24 protein-coding genes and 1 other RNA gene are annotated in these 22331 nt (G+C 60.6%); 7 read left to right on the top strand and 18 right to left on the bottom strand.

Features of this window, described 5'->3' with window-relative positions; translation table 11 throughout:
- Window position 1: 1 nt before the first annotated feature.
- Window positions 2-553, bottom strand: coding sequence for a chloramphenicol phosphotransferase CPT family protein (locus V7651_RS07865; RefSeq protein ID WP_335612811.1), 552 nt, complete (start codon window positions 551-553; stop codon window positions 2-4).
- A 121-nt stretch (window positions 554-674) separates the two neighbouring features.
- Here V7651_RS07865 and V7651_RS07860 point away from each other — a divergent pair, with 121 nt between their 5' ends.
- Window positions 675-1715, top strand: coding sequence for an NAD(P)-dependent alcohol dehydrogenase (locus tag V7651_RS07860; RefSeq protein WP_335612810.1), 1041 nt, complete (start codon window positions 675-677; stop codon window positions 1713-1715).
- Here V7651_RS07860 and V7651_RS07855 read toward each other — a convergent pair.
- The 7 genes from V7651_RS07855 to V7651_RS07825 form a co-directional block, all read right to left on the bottom strand.
- The gene (locus V7651_RS07855) at window positions 1712-2722 is read right to left on the bottom strand and encodes a lipid A deacylase LpxR family protein (RefSeq protein WP_335612991.1); all 1011 of its coding nucleotides are present in this window, start codon (window positions 2720-2722) and stop codon (window positions 1712-1714) included. The two genes, V7651_RS07860 and V7651_RS07855, sit on opposite strands and share 4 nt — an antisense overlap.
- A 20-nt stretch (window positions 2723-2742) precedes the next feature.
- Window positions 2743-3609, bottom strand: a complete 867-nt coding sequence (locus V7651_RS07850) for a lipid A-modifier LpxR family protein (protein ID WP_051624518.1) — start codon at window positions 3607-3609, stop codon at window positions 2743-2745.
- A gap of 352 nt (window positions 3610-3961) precedes the next feature.
- Window positions 3962-5830, bottom strand: a complete 1869-nt coding sequence (locus V7651_RS07845; protein WP_335612809.1) for a ribonucleoside-diphosphate reductase subunit alpha — start codon at window positions 5828-5830, stop codon at window positions 3962-3964.
- Window positions 5831-6105: 275 nt separating this feature from the next.
- An RNA gene (gene ffs / locus V7651_RS07840) (signal recognition particle sRNA small type) lies at window positions 6106-6195 on the bottom strand.
- Between the two features lie 58 nt (window positions 6196-6253).
- Window positions 6254-6631, bottom strand: coding sequence for a DUF779 domain-containing protein (locus tag V7651_RS07835; RefSeq protein ID WP_335612808.1), 378 nt, complete (start codon window positions 6629-6631; stop codon window positions 6254-6256).
- Between the two features lie 109 nt (window positions 6632-6740).
- Window positions 6741-8264: an aldehyde dehydrogenase gene (gene adh, locus V7651_RS07830; protein ID WP_035536114.1), complete on the bottom strand. Its 1524-nt coding sequence runs from the start codon at window positions 8262-8264 to the stop codon at window positions 6741-6743.
- A gap of 143 nt (window positions 8265-8407) precedes the next feature.
- Window positions 8408-9397 (bottom strand): GAF domain-containing protein, encoded by a 990-nt coding sequence (locus V7651_RS07825; protein ID WP_335592378.1) that lies wholly within the window; start codon window positions 9395-9397, stop codon window positions 8408-8410.
- 123 nt (window positions 9398-9520) lie between these two features.
- On the opposite strand from V7651_RS07825, the gene V7651_RS07820 reads away from it, so the two are divergent.
- Window positions 9521-11608, top strand: a complete 2088-nt coding sequence (locus V7651_RS07820) for a S9 family peptidase (protein WP_335612807.1) — start codon at window positions 9521-9523, stop codon at window positions 11606-11608.
- Window positions 11609-11620: 12 nt separating this feature from the next.
- Here V7651_RS07820 and V7651_RS07815 read toward each other — a convergent pair whose 3' ends face one another.
- From V7651_RS07815 to V7651_RS07805, 3 genes are all read right to left on the bottom strand, one after another.
- Window positions 11621-11845: a hypothetical protein gene (locus V7651_RS07815; RefSeq protein WP_035536118.1), complete on the bottom strand. Its 225-nt coding sequence runs from the start codon at window positions 11843-11845 to the stop codon at window positions 11621-11623.
- On the bottom strand, window positions 11826-12008 hold the full coding sequence (locus tag V7651_RS07810; RefSeq protein WP_035536119.1) for a hypothetical protein: 183 nt from the start codon (window positions 12006-12008) through the stop codon (window positions 11826-11828). The genes V7651_RS07815 and V7651_RS07810 overlap by 20 nt, the downstream gene beginning before the upstream one ends.
- An 82-nt stretch (window positions 12009-12090) precedes the next feature.
- Window positions 12091-12714: a LysE family translocator gene (locus V7651_RS07805; RefSeq protein ID WP_335612806.1), complete on the bottom strand. Its 624-nt coding sequence runs from the start codon at window positions 12712-12714 to the stop codon at window positions 12091-12093.
- Window positions 12715-12790: 76 nt separating this feature from the next.
- Here V7651_RS07805 and V7651_RS07800 point away from each other — a divergent pair, with 76 nt between their 5' ends.
- Window positions 12791-13243 (top strand): Lrp/AsnC family transcriptional regulator, encoded by a 453-nt coding sequence (locus V7651_RS07800; protein ID WP_335612805.1) that lies wholly within the window; start codon window positions 12791-12793, stop codon window positions 13241-13243.
- Window positions 13244-13252: 9 nt separating this feature from the next.
- Here V7651_RS07800 and V7651_RS07795 read toward each other — a convergent pair whose 3' ends face one another.
- Complete coding sequence (locus V7651_RS07795; RefSeq protein WP_335612804.1) at window positions 13253-13654, bottom strand: cupin domain-containing protein; 402 nt, start codon at window positions 13652-13654, stop codon at window positions 13253-13255.
- Window positions 13655-13775: 121 nt separating this feature from the next.
- On the opposite strand from V7651_RS07795, the gene V7651_RS07790 reads away from it, so the two are divergent.
- Window positions 13776-14399 (top strand): glutathione S-transferase family protein, encoded by a 624-nt coding sequence (locus V7651_RS07790; RefSeq protein WP_335612803.1) that lies wholly within the window; start codon window positions 13776-13778, stop codon window positions 14397-14399.
- Window positions 14400-14408: 9 nt separating this feature from the next.
- On the opposite strand, the gene typA is transcribed toward V7651_RS07790, so the two are convergent.
- Window positions 14409-16241, bottom strand: coding sequence for a translational GTPase TypA (gene typA / locus V7651_RS07785; RefSeq protein ID WP_335612802.1), 1833 nt, complete (start codon window positions 16239-16241; stop codon window positions 14409-14411).
- A 148-nt stretch (window positions 16242-16389) separates the two neighbouring features.
- On the opposite strand from typA, the gene nudC reads away from it, so the two are divergent.
- Entirely contained in the window at window positions 16390-17304 is a 915-nt protein-coding gene (gene nudC, locus V7651_RS07780) for an NAD(+) diphosphatase (protein ID WP_335612801.1), read from the top strand.
- A 104-nt stretch (window positions 17305-17408) separates the two neighbouring features.
- The gene (locus V7651_RS07775; protein WP_081812043.1) at window positions 17409-17675 is read left to right on the top strand and encodes a hypothetical protein; all 267 of its coding nucleotides are present in this window, start codon (window positions 17409-17411) and stop codon (window positions 17673-17675) included.
- Between the two features lie 178 nt (window positions 17676-17853).
- Here the strand turns inward: V7651_RS07775 and V7651_RS07770 are convergent, their stop codons facing one another.
- From V7651_RS07770 to V7651_RS07755, 4 genes are all read right to left on the bottom strand, one after another.
- A complete protein-coding gene (locus V7651_RS07770) occupies window positions 17854-18366 on the bottom strand; it encodes a porin family protein (RefSeq protein WP_051624521.1) in 513 nt (170 codons plus the stop codon).
- A gap of 230 nt (window positions 18367-18596) precedes the next feature.
- Window positions 18597-19052: a YHS domain-containing (seleno)protein gene (locus tag V7651_RS07765; protein WP_051624522.1), complete on the bottom strand. Its 456-nt coding sequence runs from the start codon at window positions 19050-19052 to the stop codon at window positions 18597-18599.
- A gap of 107 nt (window positions 19053-19159) precedes the next feature.
- Window positions 19160-19690, bottom strand: coding sequence for a hypothetical protein (locus tag V7651_RS07760; RefSeq protein ID WP_335612800.1), 531 nt, complete (start codon window positions 19688-19690; stop codon window positions 19160-19162).
- A gap of 133 nt (window positions 19691-19823) precedes the next feature.
- Window positions 19824-20396: a carboxymuconolactone decarboxylase family protein gene (locus V7651_RS07755; RefSeq protein WP_335612799.1), complete on the bottom strand. Its 573-nt coding sequence runs from the start codon at window positions 20394-20396 to the stop codon at window positions 19824-19826.
- Between the two features lie 136 nt (window positions 20397-20532).
- On the opposite strand from V7651_RS07755, the gene V7651_RS07750 reads away from it, so the two are divergent.
- Window positions 20533-21426, top strand: coding sequence for a LysR family transcriptional regulator (locus V7651_RS07750; protein ID WP_035536129.1), 894 nt, complete (start codon window positions 20533-20535; stop codon window positions 21424-21426).
- Here the strand turns inward: V7651_RS07750 and V7651_RS07745 are convergent.
- On the bottom strand, window positions 21423-22259 hold the full coding sequence (locus V7651_RS07745; protein WP_335612798.1) for a prephenate dehydratase: 837 nt from the start codon (window positions 22257-22259) through the stop codon (window positions 21423-21425). The genes V7651_RS07750 and V7651_RS07745 overlap by 4 nt on opposite strands.
- Window positions 22260-22331: the final 72 nt, after the last annotated feature.

Raw genomic sequence — 22331 nt, 5'->3', positions numbered from 1 at the left:
CTCAGAGATTGAGCGCGTCGGCAAGGTATCTGGCGCAGGTTTCTGGCGTGCTGGCTGTCGTATCAACTTCAAGGTCGTAGCGGACGTGGGCATGCACGCGCCCGTATTGCCAGCGGACCTGGCCGATCTCGCGATCACCCCGCGCGACTTCCCGTCGCTCGCTCGCCTCAAGCGTGGCGTAGACTTTGACGAAGGTGACGTCATGGCTCGCAAGTAGCGCCTGATACTCGTCCTGCTCCTTATCGAGCATGACATCATCCACGATGAGATTGAGCCCTTCATTCGCCATGGCAGCAATAGCGTGCCGCATGCCGCGCAGGACACGGGTCGCATAGGGACCCGTCCTGATCATGACTTCCGGGGGATCGATGCCTTCCAGTGGCAGGATCCGTAGACCCTCCGGATGATGCGCATAGCGCAGCGGCATCATCTCAAGAAAGGTGTCCATCTGCACATGCAGGAAAGGCTGCTCAGCCACAGCCTGCAGGGCACGGGCGAGCGTGGTCTTGCCTGCACTGCTGGTGCCGTTGAGAATGACGACCTTTGACCGCATAGGGAATATTTTACCAGTGACTGAATGCCCTACATCTATCGGCCGCATACCCCTGCGGCAACCGCTTCCCTTCTCGACTCCTGCCTGCAGGCCGCGCACAATAAAAAAAAGGGAGAAGACGATGCAGGTTGCCGCCTATGCTGCGAAGAGCCCGGAAGCACCGGTTGAGCCACTCGAGATCACGCGCCGCGACTTGCAGCCTAATGATGTGCTGATCGACATTACCTGGTGCGGGGTGTGCCATAGCGACATCCACACGGCGCGCAATGAATGGGGCCGGACGAAGTATCCGATTGTTCCGGGACACGAGATTGTCGGGACAGTGAGCGCGACTGGCGCAAATGTTCGCAAGCACAAGGTGGGTGACACGGTTGGTGTTGGCTGTCTGGTGGATGCCTGCCTGACGTGCGGCGCCTGTCATGATGGCGACGAGCAGTATTGCGAGAAAGGATCGACGGGCACCTATGGCGGCACCGAGCCGGTGATCGGCGGGCAGACGCATGGCGGCTATTCGAAACAGATCGTGGTACGCGATGAATTCGTACTGAAGGTTTCCGATAGGCTGAACCCGGCGGAAGTGGCGCCCCTGCTGTGCGCAGGCATCACCAGCTGGTCGCCGCTGAAACACTGGAACGTCAAGGCCGGTGACAAGGTGGGGGTGATCGGGCTGGGCGGCCTCGGCCATATGGGCGTGAAGTTTGCCGTGGCGATGGGCTGCGAAGTGGTGATGATCACAACGTCAGAAGAGAAAGGCACCGATGCCAAGCGTCTGGGCGCGCATGACGTCCTGGTGTCGACGGACAGGGACGCGATGAAGGCGCAGCGGGGAAGTTTTGATTTCCTGCTGAACACCGTGCCGGTGAAGCATGACCTGAACCCCTATCTCATGCTGCTTGGACGCAATGGCACGATGGTGATTGTGGGCGCGATTGAGCCGCTGGAGCCCATGCATGGCGGCCTGCTGCTGAGCGGACGCAAGCGCGTGGCGGGATCGGGCATTGGCGGCATCGCGGAGACGCAGGAGATGCTGGACTTCTGCGCCGAGCACGGCGTGACCAGCGACGTGGAAGTGATCGCGATGAAGGATATCAACGCCGCCTATGACCGCGTGGTCAAAGGCGACGTGAAATACCGGTTCGTGATTGATATGGCGACGCTCTAGCGGGCGACGGAGATGGAGAAGGCGCCGAAACGCTGGGGCGTGACCTGCGCGTCGAATTCCTCGGTGCGGTTCACATAGGTGAAGGCGAGCTGGACGTCTCGGTAGTGGATGGCGAGGCCGGCCTGAAGATCGCCGACATAGGTCTTGCGATCATCGACGCGGGGGCTGTCGCGGAACAGGTTGCCATCAAGGAACATGTCGCGGCCAACGGCGCGGCCAGCGACGCCGACAAAGAAGTAGCCACCCATCGGATTCTCTTCGGTGCCGGGGATGAACTCTCCAGCGCCTGACAGGGCCGGACGGATGCGCGGCGGGCCGAAGCTGGAATCGAGGTCCCAGCCGATCCGCGCAGTCAGGCCCGAGGACGCATAGGTGCGCACGTTGCCGAGCGCACCGCCAAGGTCGAAACCCAGATCGGTTTCGACGCCGAGCGGCAAGGTTGGCCCCGGAAAGCGGTAGAGGCGCTGGGCGATGATCTCGACGCCGGGTTCATCCTTCAGCTGGCTGGTCCAGCCCTGCGCCTCCGCGACGCCGATGATGCGGTGGAAATTGTTCTGGACGAATTCGCCGCCCGCAGAGGGGCCGACAATGCCGAGATTGACCTGCAGCGTGTCCTGCGTGTTGCCATTGGTGCCGACGATCGTGCCTGAAGCGTAGAGCCAGCCGGCATAGGGCCGGTCTGTCGGGTCTGGCACGGCCAGCGTCTTGTCCTCGGGCGTGAAGATGACGTGGCTGAGGGCAAAGCCCTGGCGCAGTTCCTGACGCTTCAGATCGAGGAAGGGAATGCGGTCGGCCACCCATTCGAGCGCCGGGAAGATTTCGTCGGCGCCGGACACGCGCTCAATGCGCAAACCGTTGGAGTAGTTTCGGTCCGTGCCACCGCCGAACTTGTCGTTCTCGACAGTGAGCGAGACGACCGCGGGTTTCTTCACCTCCTGGGCATGAGCCGGGGGCGTAACAAAAAGGGCCGCGACAAGCGCGACCCGTGAACAGGTGTGGGTCAACATCATGACCGGTGAACTAGCATCTATCGACGCATCGTGAAACTTACACCTGCGAAATCTTCAGTGTTGCTGAAACTGCCATTGCGGTCTTCATATTTCACTTCGCGGCGGATGTAGCTGAGCGAAAGCTCCCCGCCTGCCCGCTGGATCGAAACGCCTGCCTGAAGGTCGCCGACCGTGACCTGATCGGTCAGGGACATGTCGTTGAGATTTGGGGCGAAGCTGGTGTTGCCGGCATCCCAGATGAGGGCTTCGCCATCGGCGCCGGCGAAGATGTACCAGCCTTGAGGCTGGCCGTTCTTGTCGAGGATGTTCAGATCCTTACCGATCCGGACTTCACCGCCGACGCGCTGGCTGAGGAGTTCGCCATCATCCCGCACAGCGATACGCGGGGCGACGCCGACGTCAAACTTGAGGCCGGTCAGAGCGCGGGGCGCAGCGAAGGCCACTTCGGCGGCGATGTCTTTTTCGATCTGGGTTGGCGCGCCCATGCCGAGCTTGCCGCGTTCGGCTGCGATTGCCACCAGAGCGGGGCTGCCGGTCCAGGAGAGCTCCGGAAGGTCAGACGGGACGATGCCGGCGAGTGAGTCGAAACTGGCGGTCGACCCGTTATTGAATTGTGCCACCGGGGCTGGCAGCACACCGAGCACTGTGCCTGAAAAATGCGCAGGTGCGCCGTCGACGACATGAACCGACACGTCGGCAGGCTGTTCGGCTTGAATATTGTGGGTTCCGAGCGCCGAAGGCACTGCCATGCTCATGCCGAGACTTGGTGGCACGGCCGGTTCGCTCCGGACAAAATCATGCGGAGATGTCGACACACAGCCCTGGCAGGCCATGGTCATGACTGTTGATGCTATTGCGAATACCATACGCTTGACACCCTTCATGGCTAATCCTCGTACGCTCACGCTTGTAGAGAATTACACCTCACCCGACTTAATGTAGCATAAAGGACACAGGATCCCCAAATGCCTTTCGCTCGTAAAAGATTAATTACGCCCTATTGAACGCCTTCCTGTAGTTACGGTTCCACAACCCGCATTTTTTTCGATTTTTCCCGCAAGAATTGGGCCATCGGGCCCATCAATCTTGTTAATCCGTATGAATTTTTGTTCGAATTGCGGCAACCCGGCAAGACCTTGCACGAAATTCAGCCAGGCAGATGTTCCACCTGAATGCGAAAGGCGGCCAGCCCGATTGGACTGACCGCCTTGCCATGCGTGGATTGTGAGAGCCGGCCTATTGGCAGGCAAGGCACTCGTCATAATCGGTGTTCGGCGTGTCGAGCGTCTGGCCCTCGATCCGTTCGGAACCGGCAAAGGCTGCACGCTGCACCGATTTGGAGCGGCAGTAGTAGAGCGACTTCAGGCCGCGTTCCCATGCCGTCCAGTGGAGCATGTGGAGATCCCACTTGGAGACATCACCCTTGAGGAAGAGGTTCAGCGACTGCGACTGGCAGATATAGGGCGTGCGGTCGGCCGCCAGCTCGATGATCCAGCGCTGGTCGAGTTCGAAGGCGGTCTTGAAGACGTTCTTCTCGTGTTCGTCGAGGCATTCAAGGTGCTGGACCGAGCCCTCATGCTCGAGGATGGAGGTCCAGATCTCGTCAGTGTTGAGGCCCTTCTGATCGAGCAGGGTTTCGAGTTGCTGGTTCTTCACCGTGAACGAGCCCGACAGCGTCTTGTGGGTGTAGACATTGGCTGGGATCGGCTCGATGCCTGCGGATGTACCGCCGCAGATGATCGAGATCGACGCGGTTGGCGCTACGGCGAGCTTGTGGCTGAAACGGGCCATCATGCCGACGTCACGGGCATCCTCGCAGGGGCCACGCTCCTTGGCGAGCTTGACCGATGCGGCATCTGCACCCTGGCGGATGTGCTTGAACATCTTCTCGTTCCACACTTTGGCCATGGCGCCTTCCATCGACACGTTCATCGACTGGAGGAAAGAGTGGAAGCCCATGAGGCCGAGACCGACGGAGCGTTCGCGCTTGGCCGAATAGACGGCGCGGGCCATTTCCGGCGGCGCGCGTTCGATGAAGTCTTCGAGCACATTGTCGAGGAAACGCAGGATGTCTTCGATGAAGTGCTCTTCCTTCGACCATTCCATGAACTTCTCGGCATTGACCGAGGAGAGGCAGCAAACCGCCGTGCGATCCTGACCACGATGGTCGACGCCGGTTGGCAGCGTGATCTCGGAGCAGAGATTCGACTGGGTGACCTTGAGGCCAAGCTTGCGCTGGTGGGCGGGCATCGAGTTGTTCACGGTATCGGTGAACAGGAGATAAGGCTCGCCGGTCTGCATGCGCAGCTCGAGGATTTTCTGCCAGAGCTTGCGGGCATTGATCGTGCGCAGGACTTCGCCCGATTTCGGGCTGACCAGACCATAGTCCTCATCATTGCGGACGGCTTCCATGAAGTCGTCAGTGATGTTGATGCCGTGGTGCAGGTTGAGGCTCTTGCGGTTGAAGTCGCCGGACGCCTTGCGGATTTCGAGGAATTCCTCGATTTCCGGGTGGTGGACGTCGATATAGCAGGCAGCCGAACCGCGGCGCAGGGAGCCCTGCGAAATCGCGAGCGTCAGCGAATCCATCACACGGATGAAGGGGATGATGCCGGACGTCTGACCGTTCTGGCCGACTTTCTCGCCGATGGAGCGGACATTGCCCCAATAGGTGCCGATGCCGCCGCCATTGGAGGCGAGCCAGACATTCTCGGTCCAGGTCTCAACGATATCGTCAAGCGAATCGCCAACCTGGTTGAGGAAGCAGGAAATCGGCAGGCCGCGCGCGGCGCCGCCATTCGAGAGGACGGGCGTCGACGGCATGAACCAGAGTTTGGACATATAGTCGTAAAGGCGCTGGGCGTGCTCGGCGTCGTCAGCGAAAGCCAGCGACACACGCGCGAACATATCCTGATACGACTCGCCGGGCAGCAGGTAGCGGTCGCGCAGGGTCGTCTTGCCGAACTCGGTCAGCAGGGCGTCACGCGACGGATCGGTCTGCACGGGCGTGCCTTCGACCACGCGCAAAACCGCCTCGGCACCGGCTTTCGGCTTGCCTTTACGGGGCGAATTTTTGGTCACAGACTTGGCCTCGGATGCAGACATGTGCAGCCCTCCAGTTTCATTGTTAAATATAGGAACTGAAGCCCCCGGTCGCCAGATATGGCGCCCAACTTCTCTCCTGACACAACATATAGTGTCCGAAGGTTAACAGTGGGTCAACGGGACAATTCGTGAAAGTGTCAAATTTGGCGTGGAATTCGGGTTAACAAAGCCTTAACGCGACGCCGGATCACCCGCCCCCAAAGGCGAATTGCGCAACTGCTTATTCGTGCAGCAGGCGACCGTCGGGGTCAATCCAGAAATCGGGGGAAAAAGGCGGAGACAGGCGAACGACCCGGGCGGAACTCGTTGGGGCTGCTTCGTTCCCGATCTGACCCGATTGGCGAATGGCCCGTCCGCCACCTGCCTCCTCCGGGCTATATGCGCGGAGAGACGGCGAATCGCAAGGGCGAGGATGAGTCGGTTTCAGGTATCCCCAAGAATCACGCGCTCTTCAGCGGAGAAAGCGCGGGCCCGCGACAGGAACCTTTGCTCGCGGCCATTGTCGAGCGAGAACATGCCGCCACGCCCGGGCACTACATCTAGTATGAGCTGGGTATGCCTCCACGCGTCGAACTGGCTGGACGATATGTAGACGGGCACACCATCGACCGCACCGAGGCAGATGTCGACGTCGCCGAGACGGAACTCGCCCGCCGGGTAGCACATGGGGCTGGAGCCATCGCAGCAGCCGCCGGACTGATGAAAGATGATCTCGGGATGATCCTTGCGAATCTCCTCGATGAGGCGGAGCGCAGCCGGCGTGGCGGTGACGCGCGGGGGAATGGTGAAGGCGTCGGTCATGCGACCTCCGGTTTCCGGCAACTGGTAAAGCTTTGGCGTGTTCCGGCGCGCAACAGGAAGGCGCGCGCGCCGGAACCGCTTGTCAGCCCGAAGGGGCGCCTTCAGGCGATCAAAAGAAGCCGAGCTTTTGCGGGGCATAGCTGACCAGCATGTTCTTGGTCTGCTGGTAGTGATCCAGCATCTTGGAATGATTCTCGCGGCCGATGCCCGACTGCTTGTATCCGCCGAAGGCCGCATGGGCCGGATAGGCGTGGTAGCAATTGGTCCACACGCGGCCCGCCTGGATGGCGCGGCCGAAGCGGTAGCAGGTGTTCGCATCGCGGCTCCAGACACCGGCGCCGAGGCCATAGAGCGTGTCATTGGCGATGGCGAGCGCTTCGGCGTCATCCTTGAACGTGGTGACCGAGACGACCGGGCCAAAGATCTCTTCCTGGAAGACGCGCATCTTGTTGTGGCCCTTGAGGACCGTCGGCTGGATGTAGTAGCCCCCCGCAAGGTCGCCGCCATGGTCGACAGCGGCCCCGCCGATAAGGACTTCCGCGCCCTCCTGACGACCAATGTCGAAATAGGAGAGGATCTTTTCTTTCTGCTCGGAGGAGGCCTGTGCGCCGACCATGGTGGACGGATCGAGCGGATTGCCGAGCTTGATGGCCGCCACGCGCTTCAGGGCCCGTTCCATGAAGCGGTCATAGATCGACTCGTGGATCAGGGCGCGGGACGGACAGGTGCAGACCTCGCCCTGGTTCAAGGCGAACATGACGAAGCCTTCGATAGCCTTGTCGAGATAGTCGTCATCTTCGCGCATGACGTCTGCGAAGAAGATGTTCGGCGACTTGCCGCCGAGTTCCAGTGTGACCGGGATGATGTTCTCGGAGGCATATTGCATGATGAGGCGGCCCGTCGTCGTCTCGCCGGTGAAGGCGATCTTTGCGATGCGCTTGCTGGAGGCTAGCGGCTTGCCGGCTTCAAGACCAAAGCCGTTGACGATGTTGAGCACGCCCGGTGGCAGGATGTCTGCGATCAGCTCGGCGAAGACGAGGATCGAGGCGGGCGTCTGCTCGGCTGGTTTGAGGACGACACAGTTGCCGGCAGCGAGCGCGGGCGCGAGTTTCCACACGGCCATCAGCAGGGGGAAGTTCCATGGGATGATCTGGCCGACGACGCCAAGGGGCTCGTGGAAGTGATAGGCGACGGTGTCATTGTCGATCTCGCTGATGCCGCCTTCCTGCGCCCGGATACAGCCAGCGAAATAGCGGAAGTGATCGACTGCGAGTGGCATGTCTGCGGCCATGGTTTCGCGGATGGGCTTGCCATTGTCCCATGTCTCGCAGGTGGCGAGGAGTTCGAGGTTTTCCTCCATGCGGTCCGCGATACGGTTCAGCATCAGGGCGCGTTCGGCAACCGGGGTTTTGCCCCAGGCATCCTTCGCGGCATGGGCAGCATCGAGGGCAAGTTCGATGTCTGACGCATCAGACCGCGCGATGGCGCAGATCGTCTTGCCTGTGATGGGTGATGGGTTGTCGAAATAACGCCCGGCCTTGGGGGCGACGAACTTGCCGCCGATGAAATTGTCGTAACGGTCCTTGAACGGAGACGTCATTGTCGTGGAATCGAGAAACTGGGTGTCGGCCATGTTGATATTTCCTCCATTGGCTTCTTCGTCGTGATGCGAAGACTGGAGTTCAACATTGTCTTGAAAGGATGCGCTGTCAGGTGGGGCGCGAGCGGGCCTGAGGGCCAAGTGTCTCAGAACTGAGACAGGTTACGCCGGAAACGTCAGTCTGCGCTGAGGCCCAGCCGGTCCATGCGGCGATAGAGGGTTGCGCGGCTGATGCCAAGGGCGCGGGCGGCGGCGGCCATATTGCCGTCGGCGCGGGCAATGGCGCGTTTCAGTTCGCGTCGCTCGGCGCTGTCGAGGCCGATGCCGCGCTGGTCGGAATCGCCGAATATGTCGCCGGCGGGGCGCGGCGTGGCGAACGCGCCCTGCCCGAGATTATAGGCCTGACGCGCGGCGCGCGTGGCGCCGATGACGAGGTCATCGCCATTGACAGCAAAGAGGACGGCCCCGCGCTGACCATCGCCCTGCCCGCGCACAATGCGCTGGCCGGCAAAGGCGCTCTGGAAATGATCGGCTTCGATCTGGCGTGCGGCATCGGCCACGGTCTGGGCGATCAGTGTGGCGAAGGGCTGGGTCAGGTCTGACCGGCAGGAGGAGACATCAAGCACGGCGGCGAGTTCGCCATGCTCGTCGAACACGGGCGCACCCATGCAGGTCATCACCGTGTTGCTGTCGTGGAAGTGCTGGTCGCGATAGATGGTGACGACGCGTTCCTCGGCGATGCAGGTGCCGATGCCATTCGTGCCTTGGGTGGCTTCCGACCAGTCGGCGCCCTGCCAGAGCCCGGCGGAGCGGAACATCTTTTCGTCCGAGCTGGGTGCGCGCTGGTCGAGCACGATGCCGCCCGTATCGCACAGGAGGATGCTGCAGCCCGCGAGGCCGAGGCTGGCGTGGAGACGGTCCATGACCGGGTTCGAAATGGCGAGCATGCGTCCAAGCACGTCGCGGCGTTCGGTAAGGGCCGCCTCATCAATACGAACGTCCCTGTGTGGGGCGTCTGGCGCGAGACCGTGCGTGGTGAGAGAGCGTGCCCAGGAGGCCGCGATGGCAGACTTGGCAGCAGCGCTGCGCGAGAGGGCGATCTCGCGTACATGGTCCGCATGCGCCCCGGTGGGCACGGATGCGGACGGATCAGACTTGCTTTCCATGTCCAGAACCTAACACGCGGCGTGACGGCCTCAAAGTGGGCAAGACATGCCCCGTTTTTGAGTTGTCCGGGGCAAAGCCTGCTGGTAGGTCTCGCTCTCGCGAAAAACCAGAAGGGGGAAGCGATGACATTCCGACATATGATGCTGGCTGGCGTATCTGTCATGATGGTTGCGGGCAGCGCCGTGGCAAAAGAGGACGAGGCCCCTTCGCGGCGCTTTACCGCTGACCGCGTGTTCGACATGGAATACGCCTCCGATCCGCAAGTCTCCCCTGACGGCAAGCGCATCGCCTATGTACGCCATTCGATGGACCGGATGACCGACAAGGACACGGGCCAGATCTGGATCATCGACCTTGAGAGCGGTGCGAACCGTCCCCTTCTCGCCGGCAGCACGGGCGCGTCATCACCCCGCTGGTCGCCGGACGGCACGCGCCTCATCTATGCGACCGCCACAGACGGCAAGCCCGAAGTCCGCCTTCTATATCTCGACACGGGCCGCAGTTTCCCGCTCGCGCAGTTCCTGGAAGGCCCATCAGAGGCTGTCTGGTCGCCCGATGGCAAGCATGTGGCGTTCAGCATGTTCGTGAAGGGCGAGGCACCGAGCTTCGCCAAGGCCCCGACGCCGCCGGAAGGCGCGACATGGAATGATGGCGTCAAGGTGATCGACACGCTGACCTTCCGCTTCGATGGTGCAGGTTACCTGGAGGACGGCGCGACACAGGTGTTCGTACTGCCGGTGGATGGTGGTACGCCGCGCCAGGTAACGTTTGGCGACGCCGATATGCAGAGCCCGGAATGGCTCGACAATGACACGCTGCTTGTTTCAGGCAACACGGCGGACGACCGCGACCTCGACCCGATCGAGAGCGAGATCTATGCGGTGGAACTGGCCGACCTGTCGATCAAGCCGCTGACCACCCGTGACGGGCCTGACACGTCCCCTGTCGTGTCGCCGGACGGCAAGACGATTGCCTATCGCGGCTTTGACGACAAGACGCTCTCCTACCAGCAGGCCGATCTTTACCTTATGGACGCAGACGGCTCGAACAAGCGGGCCCTGGCGGCAGACTTTGCCGGCGATGTTGGCGAGACGGCCTGGGCGCCTGACGGCAAGAGCCTGTTCGTGCTGTCGGAAGACCATGGCGTGTTGTCAGTTTACGAGATCAACCTCAACGGCAAGGTGAGCCAAGTGGTGACAGGCCTTGGCGGCGCTTCGATTGGCCGGCCCTATGCGGATGGCAGCTTCTCACTCAGCGGCGGCAAGAAGCCGGTGATCGCCTATACAGCCGGGTTCACGGACAAGCCGTCCGAGATCGCGGTTATCGGCGCGAACGGCAAGGACGCCAAAGTGCTGACCGATCTCAATGCAGATGTCCTGCCCTATCTCGACATGGCTAGAATCGAGGAAGTGAAGGTCAGCTCCAAACATGACGGCAAGGAGATCGAAGCATGGGTCGCCCTGCCGCCGGACTTCAAGGCCGATGGCAGCTTCCCGCTGATCCTGGAAATCCATGGCGGGCCCTATTCGATGTACGGGCCGTTCTTCGCCAGCGAGATCCAGCGCTATGCGGCGGAAGGTTATGTCACGATCTGGTCAAACCCGCGCGGCTCAACAGGCTATGGCGAGGATTTCGCGCTGGAGATCGACCAAGCTTATCCGGGCCATGATTATGATGACCTGATGACCGTCGTCGACGAGATGGTGGCGCGCAAATATGCCGACCCGGAACGCCTTTTCGTGACCGGTGGATCAGGCGGCGGCATCCTGACAGCGTGGATTGTCACGCAGACGGACCGGTTCGTGGCGGCCGCTTCGGTCAAGCCGGTGATCAACTGGATGACCATGGCGCTGGCCGGAGACATTGCGCAGGTGGTGCGGCGCCACTGGATACGCGCGGAGCCATGGTCTGACCCGGAGACCTTCCTCAAGCATTCGCCGATCCGCTTTGTCGACAAGGTGGTGACACCGACCATGATCATGGTTGGGGAAGAGGATTACCGGACCCCGGCATGGGAAGCCGAACAGTTCTATACGGCGCTGAAAATGCGCGGTGTGGATACGGTTTATGTGAGGGTCCCGGGATCGCCGCACTATATCGCTTCGCGCCCGAGCCGCCTGATTGCCAAGACGGATAATATCATGGGCTGGTTCGCGAAATATGATCCGGCGAAGAAGGACGAGGCAAAAGAAAAAGCCGGGGACGAATAGTCCCCGGCTGGATCAGCGGCCAGTCTTGCGACGTGTGCGAGCGGGAACGAGGGCGCGTTCCTGCTTGCGCGCGATGAGCGCCGTAAAGAGGCCCATAACGGCTTCCTGCATGATCTCATCCGTCATCGTTTTGAGGCGGAGATCAATGTGATTGGTAAGGCGCTGGACGCCGTTGCGGGCCAGAAGGTCGACACCGCGCTTGCGCTTGGGGCGGGATTTAGTCGGCTGGCGATTCATCTTTAGTCCTCGTTTTGGCGACCCCGGTAATGATGCCGAGGCCAATGAGAATAACAGAGCAGACACCGATCCAGATAAGCGCCACGCCAAGCATGAATGCGCCATAGGCCAACCCGGCGATGAGTATGATGAAGCCGATGAGATAGAGCGCAAAAGAGGACATGGGGGATACTTTCGGGACTGACTGTACTGGTGGCATAACGCCGTTCAGTCGCCCCGGTTCCCTGTCAGACCCGTATATCGCTTTAGTGCGCTCCTAACCCGCCAGAGGCCAGGATGGGCCATATGGTGGCGAGCAACAGAAGTGCAGCCGTGATGTTGAAAGCACGCAGCCGGACTGGCCGGTTGAGGAAGCGACGCACCTGCGTGCCCAGAACCGCCCATGTCGATGTACTGACGAGACCGACCATGGCAAAGACGGTCACCATGACGGCGACGCTGACGAACGGGTGGTCTGGCAGCGTGTAGGCGCTGATCGCGGTGAGGACCATGGCCCAAGCCTTGGGATTTACCCATTGAAAGGCCGCCGCCTGAAGGAAGCTGAACGGCTTGCCTGTGGCCTCGCCCTGCCCCGCTGCCGGCGGCGGCGCGGCATTTGCGATCTTCCAGGCCAGATAGAGCAGGTAGAGCGCGCTGACCGTCTTCAGGGCCACGAGCGCAACGGGAAAGGCCTCGAACACGCGCGCGAGCCCAAGCCCGACCAGAACGATCATGATCGCCAGCCCTACGATGATGCCGCTCATGTGCGGAAGGGTGCGCTTCAATCCGAAATTTGTGCCGGACGCCATGAGCAACAGATTGTTCGGCCCCGGTGTGATCGAGGTGATGAACGCGAAGGCCGTAAGGGCGAGAAGGAGCTGTATAGGCATGATGACCGCAACAATATGCGATGCATGGCGCAATGTGCTTGTCTTTTGGTGCGCATAAGCAGTATTTATGCAATCCATGACCGATATGGACACCATAAATAGCAATATATTGCGCGAACTCCAGGCCAATGGCCGGATCAGTAATCTTGAACTGGCCGAAAAGGTCGGGCTGTCCCCGTCCGCCTGCCTGCGCCGGGTGCAGGAGCTGGAGCGCATAGGCGTAATCCAGGGATACCGCGCTGTCGTCGACAGGAACGCCGTGGGCGGTGGCTTTCTCGCCTACATCACCGTCGGGCTGTCACAGCACACGAAAGCGCACCAGATGGCCTTCGAGAAGGCCATGCAGCGGGCGCCGGAAGTGCGCGAGTGCCACAATGTGACCGGCACGATTGAATATCTGTTGAGGGTCGAGGTGGCCGACCTTGCGGCGTACAAGCATTTCCACACGGAAGTTCTCGGCACCGTGCCGCAGGTCAGCTCGATAACGTCATACATCGTGATGGGCTCGCCCAAGGACCAACGCGCCTGACAGGCGGCCCTAGCGGGGGCGGTGCTCTGTTCCCTCACCGGCGGTGATGAAGACCGCAGTTGCGCTCTCAGGGACGTCAGCGATGTGCCACACGCCAGGCGGGTTGATCGCGTACTCACCGGGCGAAAGCGTGACACTCTGCGTGCTGCCGTCCGGATATTCCTGGTGCAGGGTCATGCTGCCGGCTGTGCAGAGCACCAGTTCCGATCCATGAGGATGAACCTCCCAGCCGGACCAGTCTTCGGTGAACGTGTACATCGAAACCAGCCGCCCTTCGATGCCGTCATTCGGGTGGAGCTTTCCATAGGCTTCGTACCATTCCATCCCGCCCGTCATTTCCGGCAGGACGTGCGCTGTGGCGCCGAGGCCGAGGTGGACGGGAAACTGCGTGAGCGTCATGGGCTGGGTCATGAGGGCCTCCTGTATGGCCTGAAGCTAGCAGCTTTAGTGGTAGGCTCAAAATCTTTGAGGTGGGCTTGTAAGGCCCCATGAGGGGGCGCAGTGTCCGATCAGGATCGCGGGAGAGAACGCAATGATTCTGATCGGCATGTATGACAGCCCCTTCGTTCGGCGCGTCGCCATTGCGATGAAACTCTACAAAATTGAATTCGAGCACAAGTCCTGGTCGACCTTCGGCGACGCCGAGAAGATCGTGGCTTACAATCCGCTCATTCGTGTGCCGACACTGATGCTGGACGGCGGTGAAGTGTTGATTGAAAGCGCGGCCATCCTGGATGCGCTGGACGACATGGTAGGCCCTCAGCGTGCCATGACGCCCACCAACGGGGCGGCGCGGAGGTCGGCGCTCAAATTGTGCGCGCTGGCCTCAGGCATGGCCGACAAGGCCGTGTCGCTTGTCTATGAACGTCACGTGCATGAGCGCCCGAATCCGAAATGGATCAAGCGATGCACGGGCCAGATTTCCCGTGTGTTGAACGTGCTGGAAGTGGAGCGCGCGGGCCAGCACACGCCCTATTGGTTTGGCGAGGACATGGCGCATGGGGACATCATGGTCAGCTGCGCGGTGAACTTCATGCGCGATGCCCTGGCCGATGACATCGACCTTTCGCCCTGGAAAGCCCTCGGCGAGCATACCGACAAATGCGAGGGCCTCCCGGAATTCCGGGAGGCCCTCATGAAGTTCAAGATTGGCTAGGCGTGCGGCCTAGTAATCGTGGTTCGACTTGGCGTGACGCTTGCGCTCGTGCGGGTCGAGATAGATCTTGCGCAGACGGATATTGGTCGGGGTGACCTCAACCAGCTCGTCGTCGGCGATATAGGCCAGCGACTTCTCGAGCGTCATCTGCAGCGGCGGTGTGAGGCGGACAGCCTCGTCGGTGCCCGAGGCGCGCATGTTGGTGAGCTTCTTGCCCTTGAGAACGTTCACTTCGAGATCGTTGTCGCGCGTATGCTCGCCAATGATCATGCCGGCATAGACCTTGTCACCCGGGTGGATGATCATCGGGCCACGATCTTCGAGGTTCCAGAGCGCGAAGGCAACGGCTTCGCCCTGCTCCATGGCGATCAGAACGCCGGTGTGACGACCCTGGATGCGGCCTTTGTGCGGCGCGTATTCATGGAAGATGCGGTTCATGATGGCCGTGCCGCGCGTATCGGACATCAGCTCGCCCTGATAGCCGATCAAGCCACGGGTTGGGGCGTGGAAGACCATGCGCGTGCGACCGACGCCTGACGGGCGCATGTCGAGCATGTCGGCCTTCCGCTCGGAGAGCTTCTGCACGATGATGCCGGTATGGTCGTCATCGACGTCGATGATGACTTCCTCGATCGGCTCAAGCTTCTCGCCATTCTCGCCTTCCTGCATGACGACCTGCGGACGCGAGACACCGAGTTCAAAGCCTTCGCGGCGCATGGTTTCGATCAGCACGGCGAGCTGGAGTTCGCCACGGCCAGAGACGGTGAACGCTTCGGCGTCGGTAGCGCGCTCAACCTTGAGAGCGACGTTGCCTTCGGCTTCCTTCACGAGACGGTCCCAGATGATACGGGACGTGACCTTGGTGCCCTCGGTACCGGCATATGGCGAGTCATTGACGCGGAACGTCATCGAGATGGTTGGCGGGTCAATCGGCTGGGCTTCGATCGGCGTATTGACCGACGGGTCGCAGAACGTATCGGCGACGTTCGCCTTGGTCATGCCGGCGAGCGAGACGATGTCGCCTGCCATGCCTTCGTCGACCGGGATGCGCTCAAGGCCGCGGAAGGCGAGCACTTTCGACACGCGGCCCTGTTCGACGAGCGAGCCGTCACGGGCGAGGACCTTGATCGACTGGTTTGGCTTGATCGTGCCGGACGAGATGCGACCGGTCAGGATACGGCCGAGGAAGGGGTCGGACGAGATCGTCGTGGCGAGAAGGCGGAACGGGCCTTCCTCGACTTTCGGGGTTGGGACGTGATCGACAACCATCTGGAACAGCGCGTCCATGTCGGTGGTCGGGTTTTCGTATTCGGTGTTCATCCAGCCCTGCTTGGCAGACCCGTAAAGGATCGGAAAGTCGAGCTGCTCGTCGGTGGCGTCGAGGTTGGCGAAGAGGTCGAACACTTCATTGATGACTTCGTCTGGACGGCGCTCGGGCTTGTCGATCTTGTTGACGGCCACAATCGGGCGCAGGCCGACTTTCAGGGCCTTGGAGACCACGAACTTGGTTTGCGGCATCGGGCCTTCCGATGCGTCAACCAGCACGATCGCGCCGTCGACCATCTGGAGAATACGTTCCACCTCACCGCCGAAGTCGGCGTGGCCTGGCGTATCGACGATGTTGATACGGTAGCCGTTCCACTCGACCGAGGTCGTCTTGGCGAGGATGGTGATACCGCGCTCGCGCTCGATATCGTTCGAATCCATCGCGCGTTCGACGGTTTTCTCGTTTTCGCGATACGTGCCGGACTGTTTGAGCAGTTCGTCGACCAGTGTTGTCTTGCCGTGGTCAACGTGGGCGATGATCGCGATATTACGCATTTTCTCGATAGACTGGGACATAGGGATATAAAGGCTTTCGGGAGGAGGAATTAGGTGTCTGGCGCGCCCCCTAGCCGAACATGGAGCTTTTGACCATGGGGGATGGGCAGGATTGCCGACGCCGGGTAAGGAATTCCCTTCTTTTGGCAAACCGATAGTGTCCCATTCCATGACAAACTCCAATGACATGCCGCTGGCGGCAAAACCCCTTGATCGCGCGGCACACAGGCGGACGGACGAAGCCTGGCTGGAAAAGGCCATGCAGGATGACGCATCTCTTTACTTCCTGATGCGGGCTGGCGAACCCTTCCTGGAAACGCGCGGCCTGTTCTGGATGGGACCGGAAGCGCGCAAACTTTCCCCGGGATCGCCCGTTCTGTTCATGGGCGAAGACAAGACCGGCGCACCGGTATTCGCAATGAACCTGCCGGAGCGGTTTGACGTCGCCGCATCGCTGATTGCTGGTACGGGCGAATTCAAGGATTTCCGTGCGGCAGTGGGTGCCATGGCCGAGATGGAAGCCAATCTCGCCTCGACGGCGCGCAGCCTGTTTGCCTGGCATTCGAGCCATGGCTTTTGCGCGAAGTGTGGCGGCGTGGTCGGCATTGTCGACGCAGGCTGGAAGAGCCAGTGTCAGGCGTGCGGGACAGAGCACTTTCCGCGCACGGACCCGGTCGCCATCATGCTGGCCGTGAAAGACGGGAAATGCCTGATCGGACGCCAGGCGATGTGGCCGGCGGGATTCATGTCGTGCCTCGCGGGCTTCTGCGAACCGGGCGAGACGATCGAGCAGGCCGCAGCGCGCGAACTGTTTGAGGAGGCGGGTATCAAATGTGATCCGGCGAGCGCTGAATACGTCGCGTGCCAGCCCTGGCCTTTCGCATCTTCACTCATGGTGGGGCTCATTCTTGAAGCGGAAACAACGGAAATAACGGTCGACAAAACGGAGCTCGATGAAGCCCGATGGATCACACGCGCCGAAGCACGTGAAATTCTTTCCGGGAAACATTCTGAACTTTATGCGCCGCCGCCGATGGCCATTGCGCATCATATACTGAAGACTTGGGCCCTTCGCGACGAATAGACGTATACGGAACTTCGTTTCCCGCTCGCGCCTCAGGTGAAAATCAAGAGTTGATTTCCCGCGAATCACAATATTATTGGCTCGCCACTGACAGGAGATTGGAAATGGCGACTGCAACGAAAAAACCGGCCGCAAAAAAACCGGCCGCAAAACCAGCAGCAAAAAAGCCGGCCGCTAAGCCAGCCGTAAAAGCTGCGACCAAGACCGCTGCTAAACCAGCCGCGAAAAAGCCGGCTGCAAAGCCAGCCGTGAAAAAACCGGCCGCGAAGCCTGCTGCGAAAGCCGCTGCGAAGCCTGCCGTGAAAAAAGCTGCTGCGAAACCAGCCGCGAAAAAGCCAGCCGCGAAAAAGCCGGCCGCCAAAAAGAAATAAGTCTACGGACGATAATTCGAGAAACGGGCGAGCGTGTCTCGCCCGTTTTTTTATGCGTTTTCAAAGCACTGCGCAGATGTGCAAAAAAGAAGCCCCCGCACTCTCTTGGAGCACGGGGGCCGTCCTGCCTTGCGGTCAATTCAAGGGCTGCCCACGCGGCCGGACCCTTTCGCCCTGACTAGAATTTCAGGACATAGGCCACGTCGATCACGTCGACCGAGTCGTCATAGTCCAGATAAGTATAGCCAACGCGCACGCCCTGGTTCGGGGCGAAATAATAGTCGCCACCGATGCCCAGCGCGGCAGCATCATCGTCGGCGGAAGCCGAGACGCCGCCAGCAGATGCCTTGATTTCCGTGCTCACGTAACCGACGCGACCGAACACGTCGGCTTTCTCGGAAAACGGGATCCGGCCCACGGCATATGCGCCGTAGGAATTTTCCAGTTCAACGTTCACATCGACGCCAGCAATCGAGGTGGACTCGTCGGCGACGCCGATTGCGCCCTCGATTTCGGCACCGAGGAATTCGTTGAAGTTGTAGCCTCCACGCAGCTGGATGGCGCCAAGGTCGGCATCATCGGCGCTGTAGTTTCCATAACCGAACGTGCCGTAAAAACCCTGCTCCTGCGCGAGGGCGGGAGTAGCGGCGAGAGCAGCGATCGTCAGGGCCGTGGTGAGTGCAAGTTTCATGGGAGGTATTTCCTTATGTTGATCCCGTCTCCGGGAACCCGAAATCTAGCGATTGATTGTGGCAAGGTGCGTGAATTCCGATTCATGTTTGCATACGGCCAAAGTGTGTGGCCGGCGTGCAACGCCCCTGAATCGGCGCCTTGGGAATACAGGAAAAAACACGTCGCCCGCCCTCGGAATGAGAGCGGGCGACGGTAAAAATACGATTCAGATGTGTGGCAAAACCTGCCTTAATGGTTAAGCGCAGACCATTCCGCATCGGCCTTGGAAACGAAGCCCGGAATGTCCGCATTCCATTTACCCTGGATGTCGGAATTGTAATTCAGATAGAGCTTGCCATCGACGATCTTCCAATAGCGCGCATCGCCTTTGGCATATTTGCCGTCGGCCATCGCCCAGGCACAGTATCCGCCATATTGCGGCGCATAAGCCTCAGGGTTTGCGAGAAAGGCATCGCGATGCTCGGCGTTGGTGAACTGGAAGGTCGCGCCCTTGTAGTCAGTCGTGAAATCCTTCGACCCCTTGGCGGGCGCGCCGGTCTCGAAATAAGCGACAGGATCGTATCCCTGCAGCGCCGTGGTCGAGAAACGGCCCGTGTAGATGGCCGGTTCGGCCGAGGCGATTGGGGCATATATCGCAGGTGCAAGGAGCAGCGCAGCGACGAAGAGCGTGGAACGGAATTTCATAAGGCACCCATGGTCTGGATTAAAAAAAGGGGTCGCCGGGGCGGAGAGCGAACGAGGCAGGAAGGGGCGATGCCTCGCCAACATATCCCCGGCGACCAGGCAGGAACTCAGACAGCTTTCGCCTGAGTTCCTGTAACGTGTGATGACGGGCCGTGCTCCACTCCGGGAAGAATGGCATCGCGGATGCCGCCAAGAATGCTGAACAGCGTCTCGCGCCTGAAGATGAGCAGGGCCAGTGACCCCAGCCAGACAGTGACGGCCATGGCGAACAGGCCGCCGCCGTCATTGTTGGGATCAATGCCCAGCGGCGTGAACAGGTGGAAGCTGACCGCGCCGCTCATGACTGCGACGGCAATCAGGGCAGCCAGTGTTTGCAGGCGGCGCAAGGCCGGGACAAGACCGAGTAGGAAAAGTGTCGAGGCCACTAGCTCGGCGGAGCCAATCACGTACTGGCTGAAAAGGCCGGTCTGCGCGAACAGGCCCCCTGCCCCGAAACTGGCCGCCCATGCATCCAGCCGGCCGAAGATGACCTGCGTTTCGACAGCATTGGTGAACTTGTAGCGAAGGCTATCGAGGAGCACCGCCGCAGCGATGAGGCTGAAGACAATCGGTGCGTATGTCTTTATCCTGTCGAGCATTTGCGCGTCCCTCTCCCTGTTTATGAACGCAATGTCTCACGGGAGGCCGCCGCATGACAAAGCAAACCGGTGTAACGCGGGCCCACAATTCCGTGAGCGGCCCATTACCGGTTGTGAAGTATGCGACCCACGCCTAACCCGCGAAGCAGGCCCGCGTGCACGGTGCCCAGGCAAAGGGTTTATAGGCCTTGTTGAGCGGCGTTTCGGCGACATGGTTGGTGTAATTTGAGATCGTCTTCAGGGAGACGCCAAGAATGACGGCCAGAATATCCGCCTTGTCCCAGCCGGCATTCAGAAAGACCGACACTTCCGTATCGGATACGAAGCCACGCTGACGCACCATGCGACGCGTGAAGACACGCAGCGCATCCAGACGGGCATCTGCAATCGCCTGATTGCTTCTGACCGCATCAATCACTGCCGGATCGAGCCCCGCCTTTGATGCGACTGCGGAATGGACCGCGACACAGAAGTGGCACGCATTCTCGATGCTGACCGTGAGCAAGACCACCTGGCGCGCAAGCGGATCCAAGCCTGAGTGCTCAAAACTTTTCGACAGGGAGAGGTACCCCTCCAGCGCTGCGGGGTTTTCGGCCAGAACGCCCAGCATGTTGGGGATCATGCCATAGGTTTTGTTTACCCCAGCGAGCGCATCCCTCGCGGCAGATGGCGCCGTGGTCTCGTCATGTATCTTCAGGTCACTCATGGGGTGGCTTTCCTGGATCAATCACCGGACGGAGAGATGTCCGTCCCTGTTCGTGAAGGATTTAGGCGGTTTTGCCCTTCGCAGAACGCCGAGAGACCCCATATGCTTCATTCTGAATACGCATAGGAGGCCCGGGGTGGACCGAATTGATGCCATGCGCCTGTTCATTCGCGTTGCGGATGCTGGCAGTTTCTCCAAGGCAGCGAGTGATCTCGGCCTCGGCCAACCGACCGTTTCCCGGCGGATACAGGACCTTGAAGCCACGCTGGATGCCGCGCTCTTCATGCGCACGACCCGTTCGCTGAGCCTGACAGAGGCGGGCGAGCGTTTCTACAAGCGCGCCGGCGACATCCTGGCCGACTTCGACGATGCGGAAGCAGAAGCGCGTGGGCTGGACCATGAGCCGGTTGGCCTGCTGCGGATTTCCTGCGTCTCGTCCATGGCCCGCCTGGTGATCGGGCCGCGGATTGCGAGCTTCATGAAGCTCTATCCACATATCCGCGTCGATGTGCTGACCGATGACACCTATACTGATCTCGTTGGTGAGGGCGTGGATCTCGCCTTCCGGATCGGGACGCTGGTAGATTCCAGCCTCATGGCGAAAAAAGTGGGCGAGGCACCCCGCGCCCTGTTTGCGGCGCCGGAATATCTTGAAGCGCGGGGTGTGCCCCAGCATCCGCGCGACCTTAGCCAGCATGACGCTCTCATGTTCCGCCAGACGTCGACAACCGAATGGACACTATCTCGCAATGGCGAAACGGAGACGGTTAAAGTAGATGGGCGATTCAAGGCCTCGTCTGGCGACCTGCTGCTACAGGCTGCTCAGAACGGCCTTGGCCTCTTCCTGGCGGCGAGCTGGCTTGTACATGGATGCGTCAATGACGGCAGCCTTGTGCGCGTTCTGCCGGAATGGACAGCCACGCCAAGCCCGATCCATTGCGTGTGGACATCCGGCAAGCTGCGCGGCAAGGCCAAGCTGTTCGCCGAGCATGTCGCCGACGCGCTGAAATTCGAGACGCCCGTCTGCTAGAAACCGAGGGCCGGCTTGGCGGGGAACACGCCGAGAATCTTCAGCGACTGCGAGAAGAAGCCCAGCTCTTCCAGAGCGATCTGCACCGGACGTTCGTCCGGATGACCTTCGATTTCTGCGTAGAACTGCGTCGCCGTGAAGGAGCCGCCGATCTGGTAGCTCTCCAGCTTGGTCATGTTGATGCCGTTCGTGGCGAAACCGCCCATCACCTTGTAGAGCGCTGCGGGAATGTTGCGCACTTCGAAGAGGAAAGCGGTCTTCGCAGGCCCCTGCCCTGCTTCGATATCCTTGGCCGTGCGCGACATGATGATGAAGCGGGTCGTATTGTGGGCCGCGTCCTCGATATCCTCGGCAAGAATGTCCAGACCATACACTTTGGCCGCGAGGCGTGGCGCGATGGCCGCCACGGCGCGATTACCGGCTTCCGCGACTTCGCGGGCCGCGCCAGCCGTGTCTGCTGCCGTCACAGGCTCGATATTATGAGCCTTCAGGAAGTTCCGGCACTGGCCAAGGCCCATGATATGGGACCGCGCCTTCCTGATTTCGTCCAGCTTCACGCCCGGCAAGGCCATCAGCTGGAACCGGATGGGCAAATAATGCTCGGCCACGATCTGGAGGTTTGTCGTGGGCAACAAATAGTGGATGTCACCCACACGGCCCGCGATCGTGTTTTCCACCGGAATCATGGCTAATTCGGCTTCCCCCTTCTCCACGGCGGTGAAGCAGTCCTCGAACGTACGGCAGGGGAGCGGCGTCAGGCGCGGGTAGGCCTCGTTGCACGCGATGTGGGAATTTGCGCCCGGTTCGCCCTGATACGCGATGTGATTGGCCATTCAGCGTCCTTTTTAACCTTCTGTGCATGCGTCGGATCGCCGCGACGAAAGGAGAAGCGCCCCTTCCTCACA

The organism is Hyphomonas oceanitis (assembly GCF_036964545.1).
GTDB lineage: Bacteria > Pseudomonadota > Alphaproteobacteria > Caulobacterales > Hyphomonadaceae > Hyphomonas > Hyphomonas oceanitis.
The sequence above is the reverse complement of the archived record's forward strand: the minus strand, read 5'-3'. Positions and strand labels throughout refer to the sequence as shown.